Source organism: Vibrio sp. SALL6 (assembly GCF_002002385.1).
GTDB lineage: Bacteria > Pseudomonadota > Gammaproteobacteria > Enterobacterales > Vibrionaceae > Vibrio > Vibrio parahaemolyticus.
Genome location: NZ_MQVK01000022.1, coordinates 116,638 through 142,379, shown reverse-complemented (window position 1 = coordinate 142,379; position 25,742 = coordinate 116,638). Strand labels below are relative to the sequence as shown.

Below are 25,742 nucleotides of genomic sequence, written 5' to 3'. Positions count from 1 at the left end.
CCAGTCATTTCAATGGCTTATATGAATAAGTATCAAGACAAAAAGGGCGTTTCCGCCCTTTAAGCTGCTTCTTTATTAGAAGTAGTATTCAACACCTACAGAGAACTCATCGTAGTCAGCTGACTTCCAACGCGCTTCTGCTGGTTTATCTAGTTGAGACGCACCGTCACCGAAGTCTAGAGTACGAGCACGTACGTAAAGCACTGCAGATGGGTCTACGAAGTACATAACTTGTGCAGATAGTACATCGTCTGCTGTATCGTTAATTGTCTTACCGTCACGTTCTAGGTCGAAGTTCGCTGCGTAACCTAGCTTGTACTGCCAGTCACCTGTTGTGTACATCAGACCTGCAGACATTGCATCTTGCTTCTCGTTCACGCCGTTGCTTGCGTCCGCTTCCATGTATTTGTATTGAGCGAAGAACGAAATACCGTTATCAAACCAACCTTGAACACCAACTAGGTACGTGTTGTTTTCCCAAGTTTGACCTTCAGATTCAATGTTACGGTTACCTTCGTAAGCAGCATCCAATTGTAGTGGACCTAACTTGTAGTGAGCCGCGATGCCGCCCCAGTAATCATCACCAGCACCTAGACCCGCTTTATCACCAGCACCCGCTGCGATATCTAGAGAGAACTTGTCTGCGTACATTGGAGAGTCCCAACGAATGGTGTTTGATTGACGGTCTTGGTACTTAGCACCACCGATTGCACCACCCCAGTCGTAAACATCGCCTAGACCTGGGTTAGATGCTGGCCAGTCAACCAACTCGTACATAGGTGTCAAAACACGACCTAGACGAACTTGACCCCAAGAAGCACTTTCAAAACCGACGAATGTGTCACGCTCACCAAGACCAGCACCCTCGCCACCAAAGCTAGGGTCTACGTAACCACCTTCGATTTGCCAAATAAAGGTAGGACCGAAGTTAGCAAATTGTTTTTTACCACGGAAACCGATACGAGATTCGTTGTTTAGCTGCATGCCACCAAGTTTGTCATCTTGCTTTGCATCACCAGAATCATAATCGCGGTACGCGGCCTGCATCGCGATGATCCCGTAAACTTCATAAGAGAAAGAATCTTTTGTTAGGTACTCTTTCGCAGCATCGCTGTTTGCGCCATCAGCAAGAGCTGCACCACTGAACATCATGCCTGTGATTGCCGTAGCAAGTAGGCTTTTCTTTAGGTAAGACATTTTTAACCCCTATATTTTTAGTTTTTTCCATTTTCAAATTCGCTAACTAGGACATTGCAGGAACTTGAAACAATGTTTGGACGGGGCAAATATGACAAACTTTTTTCGCAGTAAAAAACTTTCCCAGCAGCAATCTGAGCAAGTTCAAAATGAGAAGATCAAAAACAATATCAATCCTTATTTTTTAATAACTTATATAGATAAATAAAAACATAAAAACGTCAAAAGTGAGTTTTTACGCTGTTCTGACATAAGAAAAGCTTCAAATTCGTGAGCGACTTCATTCATGTTTTAGGAGTTTTAACGGAACTTTATATTCAGAGAGAAAAAACCTTGAGATCACTCGCAACACAACAGAGGAAGAAACGGAGCTTTACTGACAGTTTTGACGAAATTGTTTCGCCAATGAAATGCTTGACCTTCCCCTTGATGTAAGGTTTAAGCTCTCTACATCGCTATTATTGAGGACAAGTTTATGAACCAGTTCGTTGTACCGTTATCGGGGCTCAACTGCATGGGTTGTGCAAGGAAAGTAGAGAAAGCGTTACACGCTAATCACGATGTTGAAATCATCAATTTGTCTCCGACCTCTGTAGAATTAAAGACGGATGCGTCTTTATCTGACGTGGTCGCCTCAATTGAATCCCTTGGTTACCAAGCTGGCACCCATTATGAGCTCCAACTATCGGGGCTAAGCTGCGGTGGCTGCGTGAAAAAACTCTCTTCTTTATTAGAGTCCAATCAAGATGTTGTCTCTTTCGAAGCTTCGACAACGCACTTACACATTCATACTCTGCTGACACAAAAGCAAGTCATCGATTTGGTGGCAAGCTTAGGCTATAGCGCAAGTTCCGAAGTGATCACAGAAGCAAATACAGAAACAAATGTATCAGCTCCGCAAAAGGCAGAAACGCCAACTCAAGTTGAGCAGCAACATCACGGTGAGCCTGAAGTTAAAATTGAAGAGCTACCACCAGCAGGCGCGACACAATTACAAATGCTGATTCAAGGGATGACGTGTGCCAGCTGTGTTGCCTCTGTTGAAAAAGCGCTGACTCAAGTCCAAGGCGTTGAAAAAGCGCAAGTCAACCTGGCTGAGCAAAGTGCGTTGGTCTTTGTCGATAACGATTCTGACGACTTGCACGCCGAGATTTTAGAATCGGTTAAACAAGCCGGGTATCAGGGTGAAATTCTACAAGACGCCGCAACCCAGCAAGAAAAACAAGCGCAGCAACAACGTCAGCAGCAAAAACGCTTCAAACTGGATGCTATTGCTGGCCTTGTCGTCGGTGCCCCTTTAATGATTTGGGGCGTTGCTGGCGGCAATATGATGATTCGCAACACCAACGACCAATTAGCTTGGGGCGCGATCGGTATCGTATGTTTGCTCCTTCTTGCCACGGCGGGTAAACACTTCTTCAGTAACGCTTGGTTAGCGGCCACTCACAAACGCGCAACGATGGATACCTTGGTTGCACTCGGTACGGGTGCGGCATGGTTTTACTCGATGCTGGTGGTGATTTTTCCTGACTGGTTCCCAATGGCTTCTCGTCATGTCTATTTTGAAGCCAGCGCGATGATCATTGGTTTGATTTCACTTGGTCACTATATAGAAGCTAAAGCTAAGGCGAACACAACGCGTTCCTTACAAGCGTTGATTAACTTGCAACCTCAGCAAGCTACGGTCATCACGGAACAAGGCGACCAACAAATAACGGTTGAGCAAATCACGTTGGGCATGAAACTGCGTATCAAACCCGGCGAAAAAGTGCCTGTTGATGGCGTTGTGATTCAAGGTGAATCGTACATTGATGAATCTATGCTCACTGGTGAACCTGTTCCTGTATTAAAAGCGCAAGAGGCTCAAGTCTCCGCAGGTACTTTGAACACCGATGGAGCCTTAATCATTGAGGCAACGGGCATTGGCGCAAATACCATGCTGGCTCGAATCATCCGCATGGTGCGCACAGCGCAAAGCAGTAAGCCTGCCATCGCGAAATTGGCAGACCAGATTTCATCGGTGTTTGTCCCTGTCGTTGTTGGTATAGCAATACTGGCCGCGCTCGTTTGGTTTGCCGTTGGTCCAGAGCCAAAAGCGAGTTATATGCTTGTGGTCACCACAACGGTACTGATCATCGCCTGCCCTTGTGCTCTAGGCTTAGCAACCCCACTTTCTGTCACGGTGGGAGTGGGTAAAGCCGCAGAACTCGGCATTTTGATCAAAGACGCCGATGCTCTGCAATTGGCAAGCAAAGTCGACACGGTTGTATTCGACAAAACGGGCACACTTACCCAAGGAAAACCGAGCGTTCAGCAAGTGTTTACTCACACCACCAGCCAAGAAGAACTATTGGCTTTAGCGTATGCGGCAGAGCGTCAGTCTGAGCACCCACTGGCAAAAGCGGTGTGTGATTATGCCAAACAACACAACGCAAAAGACGTCTCATTAGACAAGTTTGAGAACGTTCGCGGACGCGGCATTTTGGCGACGTATCAAGACAAACCGCTGCTTATTGGTTCGCTGCAGTTCATGCAAGCAGAAAACGTTGAGACCAGCGCACTAAAACCAGACATCGATGAATGCGCAAAAAATGCGTGGACTCCGGTAGCTGTGGCATTGAACGGCGAACTGATCGGTCTGATTGCCATTGCCGACCCAATCAAATCAGATGCGAAACAAGCGCTCTCTGCATTAAAATCGCAAGGCATCAAAACGGTAATGCTGACGGGTGATAACCAACACGTTGCCAATGCTATCGGCCAAGAACTTGGCATTGATGAAGTGATCGCCCAAGTAATGCCAGATGAAAAAGCTCAGCACATTGAGCAACTTCAATCTCAAGGACATGTCGTGGCAATGGTGGGGGATGGCATTAACGACGCCCCTGCTCTCGCGTTAGCCAACCTTGGTATTGCCATGGGTAGCGGCAGTGATGTCGCCATTGAAAGTTCGCAAATGACCATCCTGAACACGTCACCAATGGCGGTAGTACATGCGATTGAACTGTCTCGCGCTACACTTAAAAATATGAAGCAAAACCTATTTGGTGCCTTTGTTTACAACTCGTTGGGTATTCCAGTTGCCGCTGGCGTGCTTTACCCAGCGTTTGGATTTTTGCTCAGTCCTGTTGTCGCAGGAGCGGCAATGGCACTATCTTCAATTACTGTCGTTAGTAATGCAAATCGACTACGACTGTTTTCAGTAAAATAACCACTTCTTTTTGAGGGTATTATGAAGTTGAAACTATTGACCTTTGCAATGCTTGCGACCGTGTCCGCCAACGTATTGGCAGCCGATGTCATTAACCACAAATCGCCATACTGTGGCTGTTGTGGAGAATGGACAAAACACATGGAAGAGAACGGCTTTACGGTCGAAGAAAAATTGCACGATGACATGAACGCCATCAAACGCGATCTAGGCATCAAGAACGAACAGCTTTACTCTTGCCACACGGCAGAGATCAACGGCTATGTGTTCGAAGGTCACATTCCAGCCGAAGACATTAAAGCGTTCTTAGAAAATCCACCACGTAACGCGAAAGGTTTAACTGTACCAGGTATGCCAATGGGCTCTCCGGGTATGGAATATGGCGACAAAAAAGACAGCTACACGGTCTACGCCTTTAACGAAAAAGGTCAAGTGTTCGAATACCGCCGCCACGAAGGTAACGACAAGTAATAAGAAAGCCCAGCAAACCAATTGCTGGGCTTTTTCTTAATGGACAGTTAAGACAAATATAAAATTAGAAGCCGTAAGAAGCACCAAATACAAAAGCGTTATTCACTAGGCTGTCGCCACTCGCATTTTCTGCGCCATGAGCTTGAGAGCGTAATTCAAAGTAAGGCTGAACACCTTTACGCGTCCATGTCGCACGGAACTCGTGATCCATAGTTTCTGCTTCAATCATGTAAACGTTGTTGTAGCTTAGCGTCACATCTTCATTCATCACGTAACCGATGCGGTTATCCATGCGGTAATCTGTATCCGCATCTGCGTCTGTCGCGTCGATGTGAGCACGAGTACGGTTACTTAATGAGATGCCGTTATCGAAGTTGTAGCCGATCTTAACCAGTGGACGATATTGCACGTTCTCACCGGCAGAAAACAGGTGTTGGTAACCCGCCGCAACCCATAGATGATCGGTAATGTTGAATGACTGCTCACCACCCACGGTAATTGCAGGAGTCGTATTGCCTGCACCGCCATTTTCAGTTTCCAACTTACCCAGTTGAATACCATCAAACTCAGTGTAAACCGTAAAGCCACCAAATTGGTTATCAAAAGTATGACCAGCTTCAAGGGTAGACGTCACGTCAGAGCCATGAATTCGACCATCATCGTGGAATTGAACGTTACCCGTTACGTAAGAAGAACCAGCAAAAGCGCTAGAAGCGAAAGCGAGTGAAAGAGCACTCAGTGCAAAGATGTTTTTCATAATTACTGCCTTTAATTATTCACGTTATGCGATGGTTCCATGGGCTTCTTTTCCCGATCATCGCAAGCCTTGGAATGTGCCTCCGTGGCGGTGGCCATACTGAAATAATTAATTCGCAATGGAAAATAAATCCGTTTAAAAAGTGATCTCGTTCAAACCCGACTCTATAACCATAACAAAAACACTGGTAATTACAGACACTTGCGTTGATTTATAAAAATTCGTCAAAAAAATAAAATGTGATCATAAACAACTAACGATTTAATAAATGGCGAAATAACCCGACTCACTTCACATTTAATTTCTATCTTTAACACCAAAACTTATTTATCAATGAAAAATATTAAGACTTCGATCACACTTAATTTCCCTTAAAAATAAAGAAAGCCTCAACATACGTTGAGGCTTTGCCAAAAATTAACTTACAAGAATCGTGTTATTTTACGCTAGTCACACGACTTGTTTTCTCACCTGTTGCCGATACAGATCGGATGAACACTTCACCTTTCACATTTGGACGAGCATTGTCTACGTAATTCAGCCAGTTTTTGCCGTCTAGAGAGTATTGAAGCTTCACGCCAGGAAACTGAACGTTCATTGCTAGCTTGCCATCTTCTACTTTCGCACCTGGTACTGGTAGGCGGTAGTCGATACCAGATTTCTCTAACTTAGCTAACTCACGTTGACCAAGTACGTTCGCAAAGCGGTTGTAGTCTTGATTTAGCGCGGCTTTGTTTACTAGGTTCGAGTTTTGCGAGTATTCAACACCCACTTTGTAGTCGTTTTCCCACTCAGCACGGTGCCATGCACGCTCTGCTGCAGCAAGTACGCGTGGGAATACCATGTACTCGAACTGTTCATCGTTACGTACGGTTTCAGACCAAAGCTGTGCAGATAGACCGTAGAAAGGTTTCGCTGCGATTTCACCTTTACCAGTAAAGCCATTGCCATCGCGGTCAACTGAGGTTTCCGCGTTCTGAGGCATGTTCTCTGGCGCAAAACCGAACATCTTACGAGTATCTGTTGCTCGTGTTGCCCAGTAGTAGCCACGCTCTTTCGGGTCTACTTCGTATGGCATGTCCATGTACACGTAATCTGGGTTAGAAACGATCACGTCATAACCTTTCTTAGACCACTCGTACACTGATGAAGTACCGCCCCAGTACAGAACGTCCCAGAAGTTAACGCGTGTGTTTTCGGTTGCAAATGCCTTCTCACCTTCGCTGTACTTCAAGCCATCTTGCCATGCTTGGAAGCTTGGAATGCCCTTCTCTGCTACGATCTTCGACACTTGTTCTGCAAAATGACTTGGAAGGTGACCAAAGTCGCTTACTGTACCGTCTGCGATTAGCGTCTGACATTGTGGAGACTGCGCGAATGGCTTGTCTTGTTTCGACAGATCAATCGTGCCCTTCCAGCTAACTTTGTCTTGCGCGTTAACGTCTTGGAAACCCGCACCTAACTTAATGTTCTTCGCTTCATCACCACCAAAGTGCCATGTTGTTAGCGGCGCGCCTGCTTCCGTGTGCATTGCTGCCACTTCTGAAATCACTTTATCTACGAAGCGAGTGGAAGATTCCATACATGGGTTGATAAAGCTCTGCTTGTTGTAGAACTGAACCGTTGTTACGTTCGATGTATCTTGAGGATCCATCAGACGGTACTCGTTCGCTTCCGCTTCTTTACCTTCTTCGATTAGGCGGTTGTAACGTGCTTCCATTGAGATAACTGCTGCTCGAGCGTGTGCTGGCATATCAATTTCAGGAATTACTTCGATGTTACGTGCTTTCGCATACTTTAGGATTTCCACGTAATCGGCTTTGCTGAAGTAACCTGAACCGAAGTTGTCAGAAGTTGAGCCAGAACCTAGTTGTGGCAACAAGCAACTTTTTTCTTCAAGGTCAAAACAGCGGTTAGAACCTACTTCAGTCAGCTCTGGCAGACCCGGAATTTCAAGACGCCAACCCTCATCATCCGTTAGGTGAAGGTGCAGTTTGTTCATCTTGTACGCCGCCATTTGGTCTAGCGTTGCAAGGATGGCATCTTTAGAGTGGAAGTTACGAGCCACATCCACCATCACGCCACGGTAGTCAAAACGTGGTGCGTCTTGGATGGACAGTTGTGGTAGAGAATCAGCATTTTGGCTATCTACCAGGCCAAAGATAGATTGTACCGCGTAGAAAGCACCCACTTTATCAAATGCTTTAATCGCGATACCGTCGCCGTTGATGCTCATTTCGTAAGCACCCGATTTTGCTAATTCACCGGTGAAGTCTGCAGGAACAACAGTGATGCTTACAGGAAGATCACCACGAACATCCACACCTACCACTTCTGCACGATCTTGAATCGCTGCGAACTGAGCCGCATCAAATACATCTTTAGGCAGCGCAATACCTTCTGTAATATCGACTTTGCCTTTGCCCGCCTCAACGTGCATTGGCGTTGGTAACAACGTCGTGGAGACGTCTTGTTTCACTAAGTCGTCGTTCTTCTCGAAACGCGATACCGCACTGGCAAAGATGTTGTTGTCATCTGGTGTACGTTTTAGGTTATTACCCTCAAGACCAGTGACAAAAGAAGCCACATCTTCAGTATTGAGAGAAGCGATCATTTTAGGTTCAGCGTTTGGCGCTGCAACAAATGCACCCGGCATAAAGTCTGTTTCAAAAAGCTGCCAGTATTCACCGATCAGAGGAAGAACCACCTCTTCACCCGCTGCAAAACCATCAAACTTATCAGTTGGTTCAAGTTTGTGTAGATCACCCGTTACGCGAGAGATTTTAAACTGTTCATTGTCGACATCTAGGATCAAACGAATGCTGTGAAAGTAGATCGCCCAATCTTTTGAGTTAACTGCTTCGCCTTGGTTTACTAGCGTCATGTTGACCTTGTTACAAGATGCCCACTCAGCGCCCAAATCCTGACATGCCAGCCCCTCATTAGCACCATGGTTAGTGAGCACTTGATACTGGATATCAAGGTTATCAGCCAGTGAATTTACAACTTGTTGCTCAGAGCTTTGCAGAGCAGAACAACCTGCTAGTGTTGCGATAACAGAAGCAGCAATCAAACTAGGTTTCAACATCTTACTTTCCCCAAAAAGTCAGTGGTTCAAAACGACAATTACGCAATTTAAAAGCACCCAAATCTGTGGTGCTCAACAATGTCATTCAACATACAAGCAGTTATTTCTAAGCGTAAAATAAATAAAAGTAAGAAGTGATCCAGCTCAAACTCCACTCACCAAGAAAAAATATAAACACATTTATTTCATACACTTACAACCAACGTCAAAATCGAACAACTTATTTTGACGAGTTTGTTGCGATCTAAATCACCGATTCCGATTGATTTGGTATGACTTTGTAGGATTCGGATCACATCTGATTATTTTGTGAACCATTAATAACAAACTCACCAATTTAGCTTTCGTGAAGTCAATCTCATTTTTAGCATGTCAAAACTCGTCAATATTGTTTGAAATGACGTTTTTGTCGATTGGTTGGTTTATCAAATCGTTGCAAAAAAGAGTTTTAAAGTGAGCTCTGGTGTCTAAGCTTTATTTGGGTATAAAGTAATATCCCCTGTGAGTTGTAGATGCTGAAATCTGAGTCTCACCATAAGATTCAGCCGAGGATAAAAACTATGTTTCGCCTAATGACACTGATGTCATCTCTTATTGTTATCTTTACCTCCTTTTCGTCCTACGCTGAGCCTCAACACTGGCGAGCTAAAAAAGGCGACACGGAATACATGATTATCGGCTCCGTACATGTCGGTGATAAAAGCATGTATCCACTTCCGAAAAACATCACTAAGTTTTTGGAACAAAGCTCGGGCTTAATTATTGAAGCCGATGTAAGAAGCTCTGAAGGTGTGGTGTACCCAGAGAGTTCGATTCTCTCTAAAGACGTACTCGACAAAACTCAACGCCAACTGTTAGTGAACATCGCCAAAGATCTAGGCATGGCAGAAGCGCAACTTCTCAATGCGCCACCTTGGACCGCAGCTCTGACCATCCAACTCGCGCTAGTCAATAAGCTTGGCTACGTATCGGACAAAGGTGTAGACATGCATCTAATTGGTTTAGCTGAGAAAAAGCACCTGCCAGTCCTCTCGTTAGAATCGGTGCAGTTTCAAATCGATCTTATTGCTGGTCAGCCAAATGGTGGGCAAGAAATGCTACTGTCCTCGATAGACGAATACGAAGGTGGTGACAAACTTGTACAGTGTTTGATAGAAAGCTGGAAAAGTGGTGATGGCAGTATGCTGGAAGAGGCATCTTTAACAGACAAAGCGACGGAAGATTTTAACGAAGCGTTCTTATATTCTCGCAACCGTGATTGGGCGAAAAAACTCGATACTGGTAGTGTGCTGCCTAAAAAGTCAGGTCGCTACACCGTTGTGGTTGGAAGTCTGCATCTGGTGGGTAAAGACAACCTTATCGATTTGCTCGCACAACGAGGATTTGAAATTACCTCGCTTGGTAAAACACGCAAAGCAAAGTGCAATATTTAAAACCCAGCCAAAACCATCATTACACATGCGAAAAAGGCTCTACATTTCTGTAGAGCCTTTTTCTTAATATGGTCGATGAAGAGCCATGTTCTAACTTCAGGCAAACCCTATTTAGCTCTATACCATTGACCTCTCAAATTGCTAGCGCTAGAACGACGAAAGCCTGCTCATTGAGCAGGCTTTCTAAAAATGGTCGGTGAAGAGGGATTCGAACCCCCGACCCTCTGGTCCCAAACCAGATGCGCTACCAAGCTGCGCTATTCACCGAGATGTTTAACTGGGGTCTTGCCCCCGTCAACGATGCGTATATTACGGATTCTGATCGGAGACGCAAGTGCTTTTTGCAAAAAAACGTAATGTCTTAATTCGTTTGATGAATAACTGAACACTAGCACGTAAAATGTGATTGATAACCCACAATAAAACACAGTTTATTAACCTTAGCAACATAATTGATCCAGATCAGTGTGCAAAAAAACACCGCCATTTAGTTTTATGCCTGTCGGGAATATCTTGGAGGAAACATATGGACTTTTGGCTTGATCTCCTATTTGGTAATGCAGTGGGTCTATCGTCAATGATAGTAATCTTTGGGGCATTTGGTCTGATGCTGTTTTACGGCGGTTTCTTCATCTATAAGATCATGAACGACAAATCTCCTCACTAGATCTCGCTTAGCTCTAGAAACGCTTTGCACCGGAGCCGGTTACTTGCCTGCTCCGGTTTTTTATTTGATCTTCTGCCACATCTCGTTGATATAATCCTATCTACCTATCCTGTTCTTATGAGATTGCCACTATGTCTCACGATGACGATTTTGAACTGTTTCAACAGATGATGGGCGATGTTAAGCCAATCAACCAAGACACTGCTGAACACAAAAAAGTCCACCAAGTGACTGATGCACATATTGCCAAACGCGAAGCAGCGATTTGGCTCACCGAAGATGACCCAGAATACCTTTCTCTCGATCATGCAGAAATGCTCAAACCCGATGACTTCGTCGAGTTCAAACGAGATGGTGTTCAAGATGGTGTATTTCGCAAACTTCGCCTTGGGAAGTACCCTATCCAAGCCCGTTTAGACTTGCATCGTAGAACGCTGAAAGAAGCGCGTGATGAAGTAGTGAAGTTCTTAAAGCAATGTATCTCAATGGATATTCGTACTGTTGTGATTGTGCACGGCCGTGGCGAACGTTCGAATCCACCAGCATTAATGAAAAGCTTCGTCAGCAGTTGGTTACAACAAATAAAAGAAGTGCAATGCGTGCACAGTGCACAACGCTTTCACGGTGGCAGTGGTGCTGTTTATGTATTGCTAAGAAAAAGCGCAGACAAGAAACTAGAAAACCGCGAACGTCATCAAAAACGGTTAGGTTAAGTTTCTCCTCGGTGCTAGAATGCCCGACCTTATTTCCCCTTCCCACTTGCGGGAAGGGTTATCAAATTCACCGCCGTTGTGAAACGTTAGGAGACCGATATGTCACAAGACAACGCGAAACGCTTAAATAAATTCATCAGCGAAACGGGCTTTTGCTCGCGCCGCGCTGCCGATAAACTGATCGAAGAAGGTCGAGTGACCATTAACGGCAAACAGCCAGAAATGGGCACCAAAGTACTACCTGGTGACGACGTTTGTGTTGATGGCAAGCCTGTCGCTTCAAAAGAAAAGCCGATATATATCGCCCTCAACAAGCCAACAGGCATCACCTGTACGACTGAGCGTGATATCCCCGGCAATATCGTCGATTTCATCGGTCACAAAAAGCGTATTTTCCCAATTGGTCGACTCGATAAACCTTCGGATGGTTTGATCTTCTTGACTAACGATGGCGACATTGTGAACAAGATTCTGCGCGCTGGTAACAACCACGAAAAAGAATACGTGGTGCGTGTCGACAAGCCGATTACGGACGAATTCCTAAAACAGATGTCGAGTGGTGTTCGAATCCTCGATACCGTAACGCTCCCTTGTAAAGTTACGAAAGAAACCAAGTTCTCTTTCCGTATTGTTTTGACGCAAGGCCTAAACCGTCAGATCCGCCGTATGTGTGAAGCACTCGGCTACGAAGTATTTAAACTTCGCCGCGTACGCATCATGAACATCTCTCTAGATGGTATTCCAAATGGTAAATGGCGTTACCTAACCGATGACGAAGTCGCAGAAATTTTAGCAATGTGCGATGGCTCAGTTGGTACCGAGGAAGCGTCAAAGACAGATTCTCGAGGTCGTAATATTCGTAAAGCGACTGATGCGAAACTGTTTGATAGCCGAGAAGAGAACCAAGGTTCGACTGCTCGTCGCAATCAAAAAACGCGCACCTTCCGTGGTAATAACGCTGACGAGTTCCGTCATGCACCTAACTCTAAAAAAGGCCAGCAAAAGCGCCGTCAACGTGATGATGAGAACTCACGCCCTGCGAAAGAGCATTACAAAGCGAAACCTCAAGGTGAACGCGCGAAGCCACAAGGTGAGCATGGCAGACCGCAAAACAAGCCTCAAACACCGAGCAAACCGAAGCAGCATTACGTCAATCCGAATACGACAAGTAAACCGGCAAAACGCACTAGTGGCACATTAAGCCTCAAAAAATAACAATAAAGGACGCTTTCGCGTCCTTTTTCTTTGTTGGTCATTCAACCCAAACTGGCTTACAAGCATAATGGGGCAAACTGCCCTCTGGTCAAAGCCACAAGATCTTGCGGAGCAAGCTCAATTTCTAAGCCTCGTTTACCCGCGCTCACACAAATCGTCTCTTGTTCTTTTGCACTTTCATGTAGAAAGGTTGGCAACGCTTTCTTTTGTCCAAGTGGACTAATGCCGCCAACTACATAACCCGTTGTCTTTTGGGCGATGTCTGGATCTGCCATGTCGGCTTTTTTACCCTTTGCTGCTTTGGCTGCCAATTTTAGATTCAGTTTTTGATCCACAGGAATGATGGCTACTGCCAAGTTTTTGGGCTCGCCATTAAGGCAAAACAACAGGGTTTTGAATACTTTTTTAGGATCTTGCCCCAACACTTCAGCCGCTTCTAACCCATAGCTGTCTGCTCTCGGGTCATGTTCATACTGGTGAATGGTGTGAGGAACTTTTTTCTTTTTCGCAAGATTAATGGCCGGAGTCATCAAGATTCTCCTTATAAAAATAAAAAACGCAGCCCCATCAATGGGAGCTGCGCTTTTAGTTAATGATATCAGCGAGTTTGAGTCAAACGCTTTTTCGCAATCAAACTCTATTGATTGACCACATTGTTTGTTTGGTACATCACCTCACCAGAAGGTGCGTATTCGTTAACGTCAATTGGGCTATGGCTTTCTAGATAGTCTTTCAAGACTTCTGCATCGGTAAAACCTGTGTTGACGTAGCCAGGGTGCGTATCAATTTTAGGGTAACCATCGCCACCAGAAGCGTTGTAACTTGGTACTGTGAAGCGGTAGCGACCATCTAAACGCAGTTGCTTGTTACCGATAAATACATTGGTGACTTTGTCATTTTCAATACGCATAGAGATACCCGCAAACTGCGCGTAAGCACCTGAATCAACTGGCTTGGTTGCAACAATATTTAGGTAATCCAAGACTTCTTGACCAGACATATCGACGTAAGAAACCATGTTGCCAAATGGCTGCACGGTCAGCACATCTTTGTATGTGATTTCACCAGCTTCAATAGAATCACGCACACCACCTGAGTTCATCACTGCGAAATCAGCTTTTGCACGTTCCATATGAGCCGTTGCAATTAAACGACCTAGATTCGTCTGTTGGAATCGCACGACATCACGGTCACCTTCTAACTTACCGTTTGATTCCGCAATTTTCACATTCAGCTGGCTTTGGCCTTTTTCTTGGAAAGGACGAAGGAAGTCCAACATCGCTTTGTCTTGAGTAATTTCATCTTGAACAAACACACGTTGTGATTGACCATCCACATTGATTTTTTTCTTCAAGTTTACCGGAATAAGATCGTAGCTCACCATTGATAGTTCGCCGTTACGGAATTCGTAATCGGCACGGCCAACATATTTACCCCACTCATGCGCCTGAACAATGTAAGTACCGTTTTGTTGGTCTGGCTGACACTCATCACCCGGTTTAAAGTTCTTTTTGATAACGTTAGGACCTTCCATACAAACGGGCTCTTGTGAGTGACCACCCACAATCATGTCCAAATCGCCTTCATTAAGGTAACGCGCCAAAGCTACATCACCCGGCGCATTGATGCCACGGTTGCCATTTTCGTAGTGACCCATGTGCGTAACAGCGAAAATCAGATCCGGATTTTCTGTTTTTTTCAGTTCTGCAATCAGCTCTTTCGCTTCCGCTTTCGGGTCGCGGAAGTCCACTTGACCGATAAACTCAGGATTTCCCAACTTCGCGGTATCTTCTGTTGTCAGACCAATAACCGCAATTTTAATGCCTTGCTTATTGAACATCGCGTAAGGTTGGAATAAACGCTTGCCCGTTTTTTTGTCGTAGATGTTGGCTGACAGCATTGGGAAGTTAGCCCAATCTTGCTGTTTGAATAGCACGTCTAGCGGATTATCAAATTCGTGATTGCCTAACGCCATCGCGTCGTAGCCAATCTTACTCATGCCTTTGAAATCTGGTTCAGCGTCTTGTAAATCAGATTCAGGAACGCCGGTATTAATATCACCACCAGACAGCAACAGCACGCTGCCTCCTTCTGCTTGAATTTCATCACGCAGATCATCGATCAACGTCTTGCGCGCGGCCATGCCGTACTCACCGTGTTTATTCTGCCAAAAACGACCGTGGTGATCGTTGGTGTGTAAGACAGTCAATTTATAAGTGGTATCTGCATTCCATTCATGAGCAGGTTGCGAAGCACATCCAGCCAGCGAGGCCAAAATAGCGGCACTCAAAGCAGTTTTGATAATCAGACGCTGATTCATTTTTTTTCCTTTTTCTTATCGGGATTACTGATGCACATTTTCAAACATTAGAGCTATTTGAAAACCACGCGCACCCTAACACATTGATTTCATAATTATGATGCATTGTTTAGCAATAACAAATTCATCAGTAACAAGTTTGAGAATTTACGGTTTATCAGATAAAAAAATAGCCAACTCTAGGTTGGCTATTTTATTTTTCATCATGAACAGTAACGATTCATTACTTGATATCGATGTTTTCAAAGCTCTTAATCAAGTCATCTAGTGACTTCATTTGCGCCAAGAATGGCTCTAGTTTGTCTAGAGGCAGTGCAGATGGGCCATCACAACGTGCTTGATCTGGGTTCGGGTGCGCTTCGATAAATAGACCCGCAATGCCTGTCGCTAGACCCGCTTTTGCAAGCTCAACTGTTTGCTCACGACGGCCGCCAGATGCTGCGCCTGATGGGTCACGCATTTGTAGTGAGTGCGTTACGTCAAAGATGATTGGGCTACCTTTCGACGCGTTCTTCATTACACCAAAGCCAAGCATGTCTACAACTAGGTTATCGTAACCGTGGCAAGAACCGCGCTCACATAGGATGATCTTGTCGTTACCACATTCCGCGAATTTCTCAACGATGTTACCCACTTGACCAGGGCTCATAAATTGAGGTTTCTTCACGTTGATCACTGCGCCTGTTTTCGCCATTGCTTCAACTAGGTCAGTTTGACGAGCTAGAAATGCAGGAAGCTGAATAACGTCTACCACGTCAGCGACAGGTTGAGCTTGTGCTTCTGTGTGAACGTCAGTGATGATCTTAACGCCAAAAGTGTCTTTTAGCTCTTGGAAGATTTTCATACCTTCTTCAAGGCCTGGGCCACGGTATGAATGAACAGAACTGCGGTTTGCTTTGTCGAACGACGCCTTGAATACGTAAGGAATGCCCAGTTTGTCTGTTACTTTTACGTAATGCTCACAGATCTGCATAGCAAGATCACGAGACTCAAGAACGTTCATACCTGCAAATAGGGTGAATGGCTTGTCGTTAGCAACCTGAATGTCGCCGATATTAACGATTTTCTGTTCCATTATGATTCTCTTTTTTCTGTCCACGGTATGCCACGCTTGGGCACTCCGATAAAATTAGTGAAGCGTGACGTGTTTTTCACTCATCGCATTAACTTGTGATTTTAGTAGCTCAGACGCAGGATCGTCGGGACATTGGTCAATAAAGTACTGAAAGTCAGATACCGCGACCTGATGACACTCAAGCTGTTGGAAGATAAAACCGCGATCACGAATCTCGTATGGGTCATCTGGCACAAAGGTCAACGCCAGATTAGTACAGCGCAGCGCCAGTGTGTAACGCTCTTCTCTCAGCATCGCGCTTTTAATCAACGCCAACCAGCGACCAATCACTGTCGGATTATCCGCTTCGTCAAAATGTTCTGGTTTAAGTTGCGCTAACGGTCCTTCTTGACCGATTAACCAAGCTTGAAGGATTTTCTCACCAACATACTCCCCGTTGAACGGGTTAATGTAGTCTGGTGTTTTGTGCATCCAATCCACTTTAATTAGGAACTGAGTTGGGAATGTCACACCTTTCATAGGGAAGCCAAGACGATTGCCTAAGTACAATAAAATTGCACCTAAGCTGACCGGTATACCTTTTTTACGCTCTAGCACTTTATCGATAAAGCTGTTGTCAGAGATAAAGTACTCTTGGTCGTCACCTTTGAAGCCCCACTCATGGAAAAACAGACGTAGGAAAGAGTCGAAACGCTGCTCTTCATCTGTTTCATGGATAAGCGTTGCTTCTGCTTCTTGGTACAGACGCTCTAGCTCTTGCTTAGCCCAATGGACGTTGGTTTCTGGATTAACGGATTTATTGAGCTCTAACGCTCCTTCCACCAGCGCCATGTTGTCAAAATCTTCGTCAAAAAACTCAAGCATGACGATTACCCAAATAAAGTTGGACTCTTAGACACGGCGATGTTAGCCGCCATGACCAACCAACCGAGTGCGCCAAAGAGACCGAAAATTTGCAGCAATTTATTTTTAGCTAATTTTAGAGCGAAGAAGCCCAGAGCAATGTACGCCAACACACACGTGATCTTGTTGGTTAGCCAAGGTGCTGAGTCTGTAAATGGAATGAAGCCAGTAACAAAGATCAAAGCAACACCTGACAACAACAGCGCGGTATCAACAATATGTGGAAAAACTTTCAGAAAACGATGGTTGCGCTTTGGAGAGTTCATCATCATTAACGCGAATCGAATCGACAACAATGTGGCACTCAGTGCGATGGTGACAAGGTGAATATGTTTTAGAGCTACGTACATTTTTCTTCTCTTTTAATAAATTACTGCTGACTTGCTCGTTCTTATGAAGGCTGGTAGCAACCGAGGGTCACTCGATCATTCCCACCATAATCTTTTTCGGTGACAACTTGCTGATAACCAAAGCCACTCATGATCTCACGAACCGCCTCGCCTTGGTCGTAACCGTGTTCGAAGGCAAGCCAACCGCCCTCTTCAAGATACTGACGAGCCAAATCGGAGATATGGCGAATATCCGCTAAGCCATTTTCATCAGCGACCAGCGCGGATTTTGGCTCAAAACGAACGTCACCTTGGGATAAATGCGGATCTTTCTCGTCAATATACGGCGGATTGGAAACAATTAAAGCAAACTTTGTTCCCTCTGCAATAGGCTCGAACCAGCTACCTTGGTCAAACGTCACATTTTTGATGTTTAGCTGCGCGGCATTGTACTCAGCAAGCTCTTTGGCCTCTTGTTTGAGGTCAACTCCCATTACCTGACGATTCGGTAGCTCAGACGCTAATGCCAACGCAATTGCTCCTGTCCCCGTGCCTAGATCTAGAATCGATCCGGTCTGCCCATAGGTTTTATCCAAAGCAACTTCCACCAAACGCTCGGTGTCTGGTCTTGGGATCAAGGTAGTAGGAGAAACTTTGAGAGGTAGAGACCAAAACTCGCGCTCACCAATAATGTAAGCAACGGGTTCGCCTGTTAAGCGCCTTGCGAGTAAAGCATCAAACTGCGCTTGTTGCTCAGGTTCCAATGCTTTTTCTGGCCACGTTAGCAAATAGGTTCGCGGTTTGCCAAGAACATGGCAAAGAAGGACAGCTGCATCGAGAGAAGGCGACTCTTTGCCGCCTTCTGTCAGTTTTGCCGTCGCACTTTTCAGTGCTTGCTCAATGGATTGAACTTGGCTCATCGATTAAGCGTTCTCAGCTAGCGCCGCTAGTTGGTCTGCTTGGTGTTCTTGAACCACTGGGTCAATCAAGCTTTGTAGGTCGCCTTCCATCACTTCATTCAAACGGTAGATGGTTAGGTTGATTCGGTGGTCAGAAACACGGCCTTGCGGGTAGTTGTAAGTACGGATACGGTCACTGCGGTCACCAGAACCTAGTAGGTTACGACGCGTGTCAGACACTTCTGCCGCACGACGCTCTTGTTCCGCTTGAACGATACGAGCAGCCAGTACTGCCATCGCTTTCGCTTTGTTCTTATGCTGTGAACGCTCGTCTTGACACTCTACCACTGTACCCGTTGGTAAGTGGGTAATACGGATTGCAGAATCCGTAGTGTTAACGTGCTGACCACCCGCGCCAGATGCACGGAACGTATCGATTTTTAGGTCTGCCGCTTTGATTTCTGGCAGATCCGCCTCTGGGATTTCCGCCATAACCGCTACTGTACACGCAGAAGTATGCACACGACCTTGAGATTCTGTCGCTGGTACACGTTGTACACGGTGACCGCCAGATTCAAACTTCAGTACGCCGTATGCACCATCGCCGCTCACTTTCGCGATCATCTCTTTGTAACCACCGTGCTCCGCTTCGTTTGAAGACATCACTTCAATGCGCCAGCCACGCTTTTCTGCGTATTTGCTGTACATACGGAATAGGTCGCCAGCGAAGATACCTGCTTCATCACCGCCTGCACCAGCGCGGATTTCAAGGAAACAGTTACGATCATCGTTTGGATCTTTTGGAAGAAGAAGAATTTGCAACTCATCAGCAAGACGTTCAATCGCTTCTTTCGCGTCTTTGATCTCTTCTTGAGCCATTTCACGCATTTCTTCGTCGTCTTCTTTTGCCATCTCTTCAGCGGCAGCAAGATCGTCTTGAGCTTGTTGGTAAGCTTGGAAGCACTTAGTTACTTCTTCTAGCTGAGAGTACTCTTTTGATAGAGCACGGAATTTGTCCTGATCTCCAATTACATCAGGATCACCAAGAAGATGTTGAACTTCTTCGTAACGTTCTACTAGCGTTTCTAGCTTAGTCAGAATAGAGGCTTTCATAGTGTCGTTTTCTTAATAAAAAGCGTGAGTTACAGATCATCTAAGCCAAGCGTTTGGCGGATAATCGTTAATTTTGCTGGTTCGCCTTGTTCCGCCGCACTTTGTAGTGCGCGTGTTGGGGCGTGAATCAGTTTGTTGGTGAGTTTATTACTAAGTTCGCGCAGTACTTTCTCCGGATCTGCGCCAGCTGCCAATGATTGCAGGCTTTTACTCAGTAACTCTTCACGTATTTCGTTCGCCGACTTACGATAATCGCGAATACTATCAACCGCTTGCAGTGAGCGTAGCCACGTCATAAACGACGCACTTTCTTCACTAACAATGGCTTCGGCCTGAATCGCTTCAACTTTACGTTGCTCAATATTGCTATCGATGATCGACTGCAAGTCGTCCACCGAATACAGATAAGCATCGCTCAATTCGCCAACTTGCGCTTCCACATCACGTGGTACAGCAATATCGACTAACAGAATAGGTTGATGACGACGTTGTTTCAGCGCCGTTTCGACCATGCCTTTACCAATAATAGGTAACGGACTCGCTGTTGAGCTAATCACGATGTCCGCTCTTGCGAGGTGGTCTGGGATTTCGTTCAGGCTGATTACTTCTGCACCAAACTGCTCAGCTAACCCTTGAGCACGCTCTTTGGTGCGGTTTGCGACTATCATTTTTGTGCAGCCGTTCGACGCTAAGTGTTTCGCGACCAGTTCGATGGTTTCACCTGCCCCGACGAGTAAGACTGTCGAGTCAGATAACGATTCGAAAATGTGTTTTGCTAATGTACATGCGGCGTAAGCCACCGACACAGCATTGCCACCGATATCAGTTTCCGTACGAACTCGTTTTGCAACAGAAAACGTTTTTTGGAACAGCTTATCAATCGACGAGTCTACAGCTTGATGATCACGTGAATCAGAAAATGCCTGTTTCACTTGACCTAAGATCTGCGGCTCACCAAGTACCAGTGAATCAAGGCCACACGAGACGCGCATCAAGTGTTTAATTGCCGCTTGTTCTTCGTGTACATACAAACTTGGCATCAAGTCTTCACGGCTCACTTGGTGAAATTGAGCGAGCCAATCGATCAGCTTGTTTCGCGCTCCTTGCTTAACGTCGCAGTACAACTCAGTACGGTTACAGGTTGAAACAATCACACTGCCGTTAACCGCTTCGTGCTCTCTGAGTTGCTCAAGTGCAGGGCCGAGCTTATCAGGCCCGAACGCCACTTTCTCTCGCAAGTCAACAGACGCTGTATTGTGATTAATTCCAATAGCAAGCAAGGACATCTAACGTGGTATCTCTGAGATCGGTTATAAAATAGGTTCAGAATTTTACTGTAAGCACGCATTTATTGAAAGGGTAAGCCGGATTTGTTTTCCTAAGTCCGTCTTTTCAATGCTATAGTTGTGAGCGATTCCCGATGAAACTGATTAATAAGCCATCAAACATGACCTTACGTTCCTTTCTCATCTTTCTCTTGTCGAGCCTTATTCTCGCTGGGTGTAGTTCCGTTCCTGAAAGCGTCACCAGCGTCGAATGGCAAGCTCATGAACAACGTCTTGAAACCATCCATGATTTTCAAGCGACCGGGAAATTAGGCTACATCGGCCCCGACCAAAGACAAAGTCTGAACTTTTTTTGGAAGCACTCCACCGCTTTAAGCCAACTTCGATTAACCACTGTCTTGGGACAAACCGCATTAAAACTGACGATTACCCCACAAGGGGCAACGGTTGAAACGTATGATGACCAAGTCCTTTCAGCACGCAACGCTAATCAACTGATTTATCGCCTCACAGGCTTGATGATGCCAGTTGACCACATGCCCGACTGGTTACTCGGTTTACCTACAGATGCAGATACATTCCAGCTTTCTCCGGCCAACACACTGCAAACCTTAGACAAACAGATAGGTCTTAACGACTGGAAAATCGCTTACGAACGTTATGGCGACGTAGAATGGCACGAACAGACGCTTCCATTACCGAATAAACTAAAGCTGACGACATCAGACGTAAAAATCAATCTAGTGATCACAAAATGGAACATCACCCAATGATCGAAACTTCAACCCGCTGGCCGTCTCCGGCGAAATTGAATCTCTTTCTATACATCAATGGCCGCACAGAAAACGGCTATCACGAGTTACAAACCTTATTCCAATTCGTCGATCACGGCGATGAGCTCACCATTCAAGCAAACCATTCTGGTGATATTACGATTTCTCCAGAGATAGAGGGTGTGCCTCTTCAAGACAATTTAATTTGGAAAGCTGCAACTGCGCTGCAAAATTACGCTCACTGCTCTTTTGGCGCGCATATCGAACTGCACAAAATTTTACCAATGGGTGGTGGAATTGGCGGCGGCTCTTCAAATGCCGCTACGACACTTGTGGCACTCAACTACTTGTGGCAGCTCAATTTAAATGATGATGAATTGGCCGAGATTGGCCTAAAACTGGGCGCTGACGTGCCTGTTTTTGTGCGCGGTTTTTCCGCTTTTGCTGAAGGTGTGGGTGAAAAACTTTCTCCAGCCAACCCGGAAGAAAAGTGGTATCTCGTCGTGAGACCAAATGTTTCTATTGCGACAGCGGATATATTCCGTCATCCAGATCTGACACGAAACACACCAAAACGAGATCTAGAAACACTTTTGAACGCGCCGAGCGTAAACGATTGCGAAAAAATTGTACGAATGCTCTACCCAGAGGTTGATAAGCAACTTTCATGGCTGCTACAATACGCGCCGTCAAGATTGACGGGGACAGGATCTTGCGTTTTTGCTGAATTTTCGAGCAAATCGGAAGCAGAAACTATCCTTGCACAACTCTCTGATAAAGTCTCGGCATTTGTCGCTCAAGGGCGCAATATTTCGCCACTAAAAGAGACTTTGGCTGAATACCAATCAGCCTCACACCGACCTATTTAAAACTGGACGCAAACCCGAGGTTTCCACCGTGCCTGATATGAAGCTATTTGCTGGTAACGCAACACCTGAACTAGCCCAACGTATTGCTGATCGTCTTTACATCTCTCTTGGTGATGCATCTGTTTCTCGCTTTTCTGATGGCGAAGTTGCAGTTCAAATCAATGAGAATGTTCGTGGTAGCGATGTTTTCATCATTCAATCCACTTGTGCACCGACTAACGACAACCTAATGGAATTGGTTGTTATGATTGATGCAATGCGCCGTGCTTCAGCAGGCCGTATCACTGCAGTTATCCCTTACTTTGGTTACGCCCGTCAAGATCGTCGTGTACGTTCTGCTCGTGTGCCAATTACTGCAAAAGTTGTTGCTGATTTCCTATCTAACGTTGGTGTTGACCGCGTTCTTACTATCGACCTACACGCAGAGCAAATCCAAGGCTTCTTCGATGTTCCTGTAGATAACATCTTCGGTACTCCTGTACTACTTGAAGACATGCAATCTCGCGGTCTAGATAACCCAGTAGTGGTTTCTCCTGACCTAGGTGGTGTGGTTCGAGCTCGTGCAACGGCGAAAGCGCTAGGCGACATCGATATTGCTATCGTTGATAAGCGTCGTCCACGTGCAAACGTTTCTGAAGTGATGAACCTAATCGGTGATGTTGAAGGTCGCGACTGTGTGATCGTTGATGACATGATCGATACAGGTGGCACTCTATGTAAAGCAGCTGAAGCGCTAAAAGAGCGCGGAGCTAAGCGTGTATTCGCTTACGCAACTCACGCTGTATTCTCTGGTAACGCTGCAGACAACATTAAGAACTCTGTTCTTGACCAAGTTATCGTAACTGACTCTATCTCTCTTTCTAAAGAGATGGCGGCGACAGGCAAAGTAACCACACTAAGCCTATCTCGTATGCTAGCTGAAGCAATCCGTCGCATCAGCAACGAAGAGTCAATCTCTGCAATGTTCAACTAATCCGAACATTTCAGTTAGACTGATTTCAAAAGCACCCCTCTATGGGGTGTTTTTTATTTGTATCGATAGGCAGAAAATCCCTTGGTCGCCCACTGTGAGAATTCTGTGCTATTATACTGCGCTTTTTGAGATTCCAGAGAGATCCTAACCTTGACTCAACCAATCAAACTTCTTGTTGGTCTTGCTAATCCGGGACCAGAATATGCCAAAACTCGCCATAATGCGGGCGCTTGGGTTGTAGAAGAATTAGCACGCGTCCATAACGTTACCCTGAAGAACGAACCAAAGTTCTTTGGCCTAACCGGACGCATCATGGTCAACGGCCAGGATCTCCGTTTGCTTATCCCTACCACTTTCATGAACCTCTCTGGAAAAGCGATCGCTGCTTTGGCGAAGTTTTACCAAATTAAGCCAGAAGAGATCATGGTTGCTCACGACGAGCTAGACTTACCGCCAGGTGTCGCTAAGTTTAAAAAAGGTGGTGGCCACGGGGGCCACAACGGACTACGTGACACAATAAGCAAACTGGGCAATAACAAAGATTTTTATCGTCTTCGTATCGGCATTGGCCATCCGGGACACAAAGATAAAGTGGCAGGTTTTGTATTAGGTAAAGCTCCAGCGAAAGAGCAAGAGCTACTAGATGCCGCAGCAGATGAAGCTGTTCGTTGTCTAGACATCCTGATTAAGGATGGCCTATCCAAAGCACAAAACCGCCTCCACACGTTCAAAGCTGAATAAGGTTACTATCATGGGTTTTAAATGTGGCATCGTTGGTCTACCTAACGTTGGTAAATCAACTCTGTTTAACGCACTAACTAAAGCGGGTATTGAAGCAGCAAACTTCCCGTTCTGTACCATCGAACCAAACACTGGTGTGGTTCCTGTGCCAGATCTACGTCTAGACGCACTAGCAAAGATCGTTAACCCACAGAAAGTTCTACCTACTACAATGGAATTCGTAGACATCGCTGGTTTGGTTGCGGGCGCATCTCGTGGTGAAGGCCTAGGTAACAAATTCCTAGCGAACATCCGTGAAACAGACGCTATCGGTCACGTTGTACGCTGTTTCGAAAACGAAAATATCGTTCACGTTGCAGGTAAAGTATCTCCAATCGAAGATATTGAAGTAATCAACCTTGAACTAGCTATGGCTGACCTTGATTCTTGTGAGCGCGCGATTCAGCGTAACGCGAAGAAAGCAAAAGGCGGCGACAAAGACGCGAAGTTCGAGCTGACAGTTCTAGAAAAGCTGCTTCCTGTACTAACAGAAGGTGGTTCAGCGCGTACCGTTGAGCTTTCTAAAGAAGAACTAGCAGCTGTAGGTTACCTAAACTTCCTCACGCTAAAACCAACCATGTACATTGCAAACGTAAATGAAGATGGTTTTGAAGACAACCCGTACCTAGACGCAGTACGTGAGTTCGCAGCAAAAGAAAACAACGTGGTTGTTCCTGTATGTGCAGCGATCGAATCAGAAATGGCTGAACTAGAAGACGACGAACGCGAAGAGTTTTTAGCGGATCTAGGCATCGAAGAACCTGGTCTAAACCGCGTAATTCGTGCTGGTTACGAACTGCTAAGTCTACAGACGTACTTCACAGCTGGCGTTAAAGAAGTTCGTGCATGGACAATTCCTGTTGGCGCAACAGCACCAAAGGCAGCAGCGAAGATCCACACTGACTTTGAAAAAGGCTTCATCCGTGCAGAAGTCGTTGGTTACGAAGACTTCATCCAATACAACGGTGAAAACGGAGCAAAAGACGCAGGTAAATGGCGTCTAGAAGGTAAAGACTACATCGTAAAAGATGGCGACGTTGTACACTTCCGCTTCAACGTATAATTAAGTGAATGAAATTCAAACACTTCATTTACATAAAAAGCCAGCAGTTATGCTGGCTTTTTTTATGTCTGCAATAAACGCCACAAAGTTAAGTTCCTTGCTTCAAGCTAATTTATTTCCAGTTTTAGATCATAAACACGCCTCTTTGTTTAAAAAGAAAGCGAACGATGTTTTTTGGGGGATTTATTTAAAAAAACTGTTGACGGATCTCACTCAACTTCGCATAATGCGCGCCGTTCCCAACGACAAGGCAACAAAGCGTTGAGAGCAAAAAATATGGTTTTGGCTACGTAGCTCAGCTGGTTAGAGCACATCACTCATAATGATGGGGTCACAGGTTCGAATCCCGTCGTAGCCACCATTCCTAAACGTTCTTTAATTAAGAGCACTTAGGAATAGATGCGGAAGTGGCGGAATTGGTAGACGCACCAGATTTAGGTTCTGGCGCCGCAAGGTGTGAGAGTTCAAGTCTCTCCTTCCGCACCATATTTTAAGTAGTTGAAAAACTACTGCCTGCAGGTCTATCGCCAAGCGGTAAGGCAGCGGCTTTTGATGCCGCCATTCCCTGGTTCGAATCCAGGTAGACCTGCCATTATTCAAAGTGAGA

The 25,742-nt window shown here is 45.6% G+C and carries 23 protein-coding genes and 4 tRNA genes; 15 read left to right on the top strand and 12 right to left on the bottom strand.

Features of this window, described 5'->3' with window-relative positions:
• Positions 1-75: 75 nt before the first annotated feature.
• Entirely contained in the window at positions 76-1,197 is a 1,122-nt protein-coding gene (gene chiP, locus BIW15_RS14530; protein ID WP_069495587.1) for a chitoporin, read from the bottom strand.
• Between the two features lie 475 nt (positions 1,198-1,672).
• Between chiP and BIW15_RS14520 the strand changes: the two genes are divergently transcribed.
• Both BIW15_RS14520 and BIW15_RS14515 read left to right on the top strand, forming a co-directional pair.
• Positions 1,673-4,408, top strand: a complete 2,736-nt coding sequence (locus BIW15_RS14520; RefSeq protein ID WP_077281204.1) for a heavy metal translocating P-type ATPase — start codon at positions 1,673-1,675, stop codon at positions 4,406-4,408.
• Positions 4,409-4,429: 21 nt separating this feature from the next.
• Positions 4,430-4,879, top strand: a complete 450-nt coding sequence (locus BIW15_RS14515; protein ID WP_005454003.1) for a DUF411 domain-containing protein — start codon at positions 4,430-4,432, stop codon at positions 4,877-4,879.
• Between the two features lie 64 nt (positions 4,880-4,943).
• Here BIW15_RS14515 and BIW15_RS14510 read toward each other — a convergent pair whose 3' ends face one another.
• Complete coding sequence (locus tag BIW15_RS14510; RefSeq protein ID WP_005453980.1) at positions 4,944-5,636, bottom strand: oligogalacturonate-specific porin KdgM family protein; 693 nt, start codon at positions 5,634-5,636, stop codon at positions 4,944-4,946.
• 436 nt (positions 5,637-6,072) lie between these two features.
• Positions 6,073-8,724: a beta-N-acetylhexosaminidase gene (locus tag BIW15_RS14505; protein ID WP_077281203.1), complete on the bottom strand. Its 2,652-nt coding sequence runs from the start codon at positions 8,722-8,724 to the stop codon at positions 6,073-6,075.
• Between the two features lie 560 nt (positions 8,725-9,284).
• Here BIW15_RS14505 and BIW15_RS14500 point away from each other — a divergent pair.
• Positions 9,285-10,157: a TraB/GumN family protein gene (locus BIW15_RS14500; protein ID WP_023585828.1), complete on the top strand. Its 873-nt coding sequence runs from the start codon at positions 9,285-9,287 to the stop codon at positions 10,155-10,157.
• Between the two features lie 190 nt (positions 10,158-10,347).
• On the opposite strand, the gene BIW15_RS14495 is transcribed toward BIW15_RS14500, so the two are convergent.
• Positions 10,348-10,424 (bottom strand) — tRNA-Pro (locus BIW15_RS14495).
• 259 nt (positions 10,425-10,683) lie between these two features.
• Here BIW15_RS14495 and BIW15_RS14490 point away from each other — a divergent pair.
• The 3 genes from BIW15_RS14490 (at position 10,684) to rluF (ending at position 12,752) form a co-directional block, all read left to right on the top strand.
• Entirely contained in the window at positions 10,684-10,824 is a 141-nt protein-coding gene (locus tag BIW15_RS14490; protein WP_005489851.1) for a DUF3149 domain-containing protein, read from the top strand.
• Between the two features lie 131 nt (positions 10,825-10,955).
• Positions 10,956-11,537 carry a DNA endonuclease SmrA gene (smrA, locus tag BIW15_RS14485; protein WP_077281202.1) on the top strand — a complete coding sequence of 194 codons (582 nt, stop codon included), beginning with the start codon at positions 10,956-10,958 and terminating at the stop codon, positions 11,535-11,537.
• A 99-nt stretch (positions 11,538-11,636) separates the two neighbouring features.
• The gene (gene rluF / locus BIW15_RS14480) at positions 11,637-12,752 is read left to right on the top strand and encodes a 23S rRNA pseudouridine(2604) synthase RluF (protein WP_005496155.1); all 1,116 of its coding nucleotides are present in this window, start codon (positions 11,637-11,639) and stop codon (positions 12,750-12,752) included.
• Between the two features lie 56 nt (positions 12,753-12,808).
• On the opposite strand, the gene ybaK is transcribed toward rluF, so the two are convergent.
• The 8 genes from ybaK to hemA form a co-directional block, all read right to left on the bottom strand.
• Complete coding sequence (gene ybaK, locus BIW15_RS14475) at positions 12,809-13,282, bottom strand: Cys-tRNA(Pro) deacylase (protein WP_005481362.1); 474 nt, start codon at positions 13,280-13,282, stop codon at positions 12,809-12,811.
• Between the two features lie 107 nt (positions 13,283-13,389).
• The gene (gene ushA, locus BIW15_RS14470; RefSeq protein ID WP_023585830.1) at positions 13,390-15,072 is read right to left on the bottom strand and encodes a bifunctional UDP-sugar hydrolase/5'-nucleotidase UshA; all 1,683 of its coding nucleotides are present in this window, start codon (positions 15,070-15,072) and stop codon (positions 13,390-13,392) included.
• Between the two features lie 223 nt (positions 15,073-15,295).
• On the bottom strand, positions 15,296-16,147 hold the full coding sequence (kdsA, locus tag BIW15_RS14465) for a 3-deoxy-8-phosphooctulonate synthase (protein ID WP_005457350.1): 852 nt from the start codon (positions 16,145-16,147) through the stop codon (positions 15,296-15,298).
• 54 nt (positions 16,148-16,201) lie between these two features.
• Positions 16,202-17,011 (bottom strand): SirB1 family protein, encoded by an 810-nt coding sequence (locus BIW15_RS14460; RefSeq protein ID WP_005481357.1) that lies wholly within the window; start codon positions 17,009-17,011, stop codon positions 16,202-16,204.
• Positions 17,012-17,016: 5 nt separating this feature from the next.
• Positions 17,017-17,400, bottom strand: coding sequence for a SirB2 family protein (locus BIW15_RS14455; RefSeq protein WP_077281201.1), 384 nt, complete (start codon positions 17,398-17,400; stop codon positions 17,017-17,019).
• A gap of 41 nt (positions 17,401-17,441) precedes the next feature.
• Positions 17,442-18,299, bottom strand: coding sequence for a peptide chain release factor N(5)-glutamine methyltransferase (gene prmC / locus BIW15_RS14450; protein ID WP_025795290.1), 858 nt, complete (start codon positions 18,297-18,299; stop codon positions 17,442-17,444).
• Positions 18,300-18,302: 3 nt separating this feature from the next.
• Complete coding sequence (gene prfA, locus BIW15_RS14445) at positions 18,303-19,391, bottom strand: peptide chain release factor 1 (protein ID WP_005456867.1); 1,089 nt, start codon at positions 19,389-19,391, stop codon at positions 18,303-18,305.
• A gap of 29 nt (positions 19,392-19,420) precedes the next feature.
• Complete coding sequence (gene hemA, locus BIW15_RS14440) at positions 19,421-20,677, bottom strand: glutamyl-tRNA reductase (RefSeq protein ID WP_015296356.1); 1,257 nt, start codon at positions 20,675-20,677, stop codon at positions 19,421-19,423.
• A 134-nt stretch (positions 20,678-20,811) separates the two neighbouring features.
• Between hemA and lolB the strand changes: the two genes are divergently transcribed.
• The 9 genes from lolB (at position 20,812) to BIW15_RS14395 (ending at position 25,727) form a co-directional block, all read left to right on the top strand.
• Positions 20,812-21,450 (top strand): lipoprotein insertase outer membrane protein LolB, encoded by a 639-nt coding sequence (lolB, locus tag BIW15_RS14435; RefSeq protein ID WP_015296355.1) that lies wholly within the window; start codon positions 20,812-20,814, stop codon positions 21,448-21,450.
• On the top strand, positions 21,447-22,319 hold the full coding sequence (ispE, locus tag BIW15_RS14430) for a 4-(cytidine 5'-diphospho)-2-C-methyl-D-erythritol kinase (RefSeq protein ID WP_025627146.1): 873 nt from the start codon (positions 21,447-21,449) through the stop codon (positions 22,317-22,319). The genes lolB and ispE overlap by 4 nt, the downstream gene beginning before the upstream one ends.
• Before the next feature lie 28 nt (positions 22,320-22,347).
• Entirely contained in the window at positions 22,348-23,292 is a 945-nt protein-coding gene (locus tag BIW15_RS14425) for a ribose-phosphate pyrophosphokinase (RefSeq protein WP_005496171.1), read from the top strand.
• A gap of 150 nt (positions 23,293-23,442) precedes the next feature.
• Positions 23,443-24,033, top strand: coding sequence for an aminoacyl-tRNA hydrolase (gene pth, locus BIW15_RS14420; protein WP_005496173.1), 591 nt, complete (start codon positions 23,443-23,445; stop codon positions 24,031-24,033).
• Between the two features lie 10 nt (positions 24,034-24,043).
• Positions 24,044-25,135, top strand: a complete 1,092-nt coding sequence (ychF, locus tag BIW15_RS14415; RefSeq protein WP_005496175.1) for a redox-regulated ATPase YchF — start codon at positions 24,044-24,046, stop codon at positions 25,133-25,135.
• Positions 25,136-25,139: 4 nt separating this feature from the next.
• Positions 25,140-25,400 (top strand): hypothetical protein, encoded by a 261-nt coding sequence (locus BIW15_RS14410; protein ID WP_011105709.1) that lies wholly within the window; start codon positions 25,140-25,142, stop codon positions 25,398-25,400.
• A 19-nt stretch (positions 25,401-25,419) separates the two neighbouring features.
• A tRNA-Met gene (locus tag BIW15_RS14405) sits at positions 25,420-25,496 on the top strand.
• Positions 25,497-25,536: 40 nt separating this feature from the next.
• Positions 25,537-25,621 (top strand) — tRNA-Leu (locus BIW15_RS14400).
• A gap of 31 nt (positions 25,622-25,652) precedes the next feature.
• Positions 25,653-25,727 (top strand) — tRNA-Gln (locus BIW15_RS14395).
• The last annotated feature ends 15 nt before the right edge of the window (positions 25,728-25,742 follow it).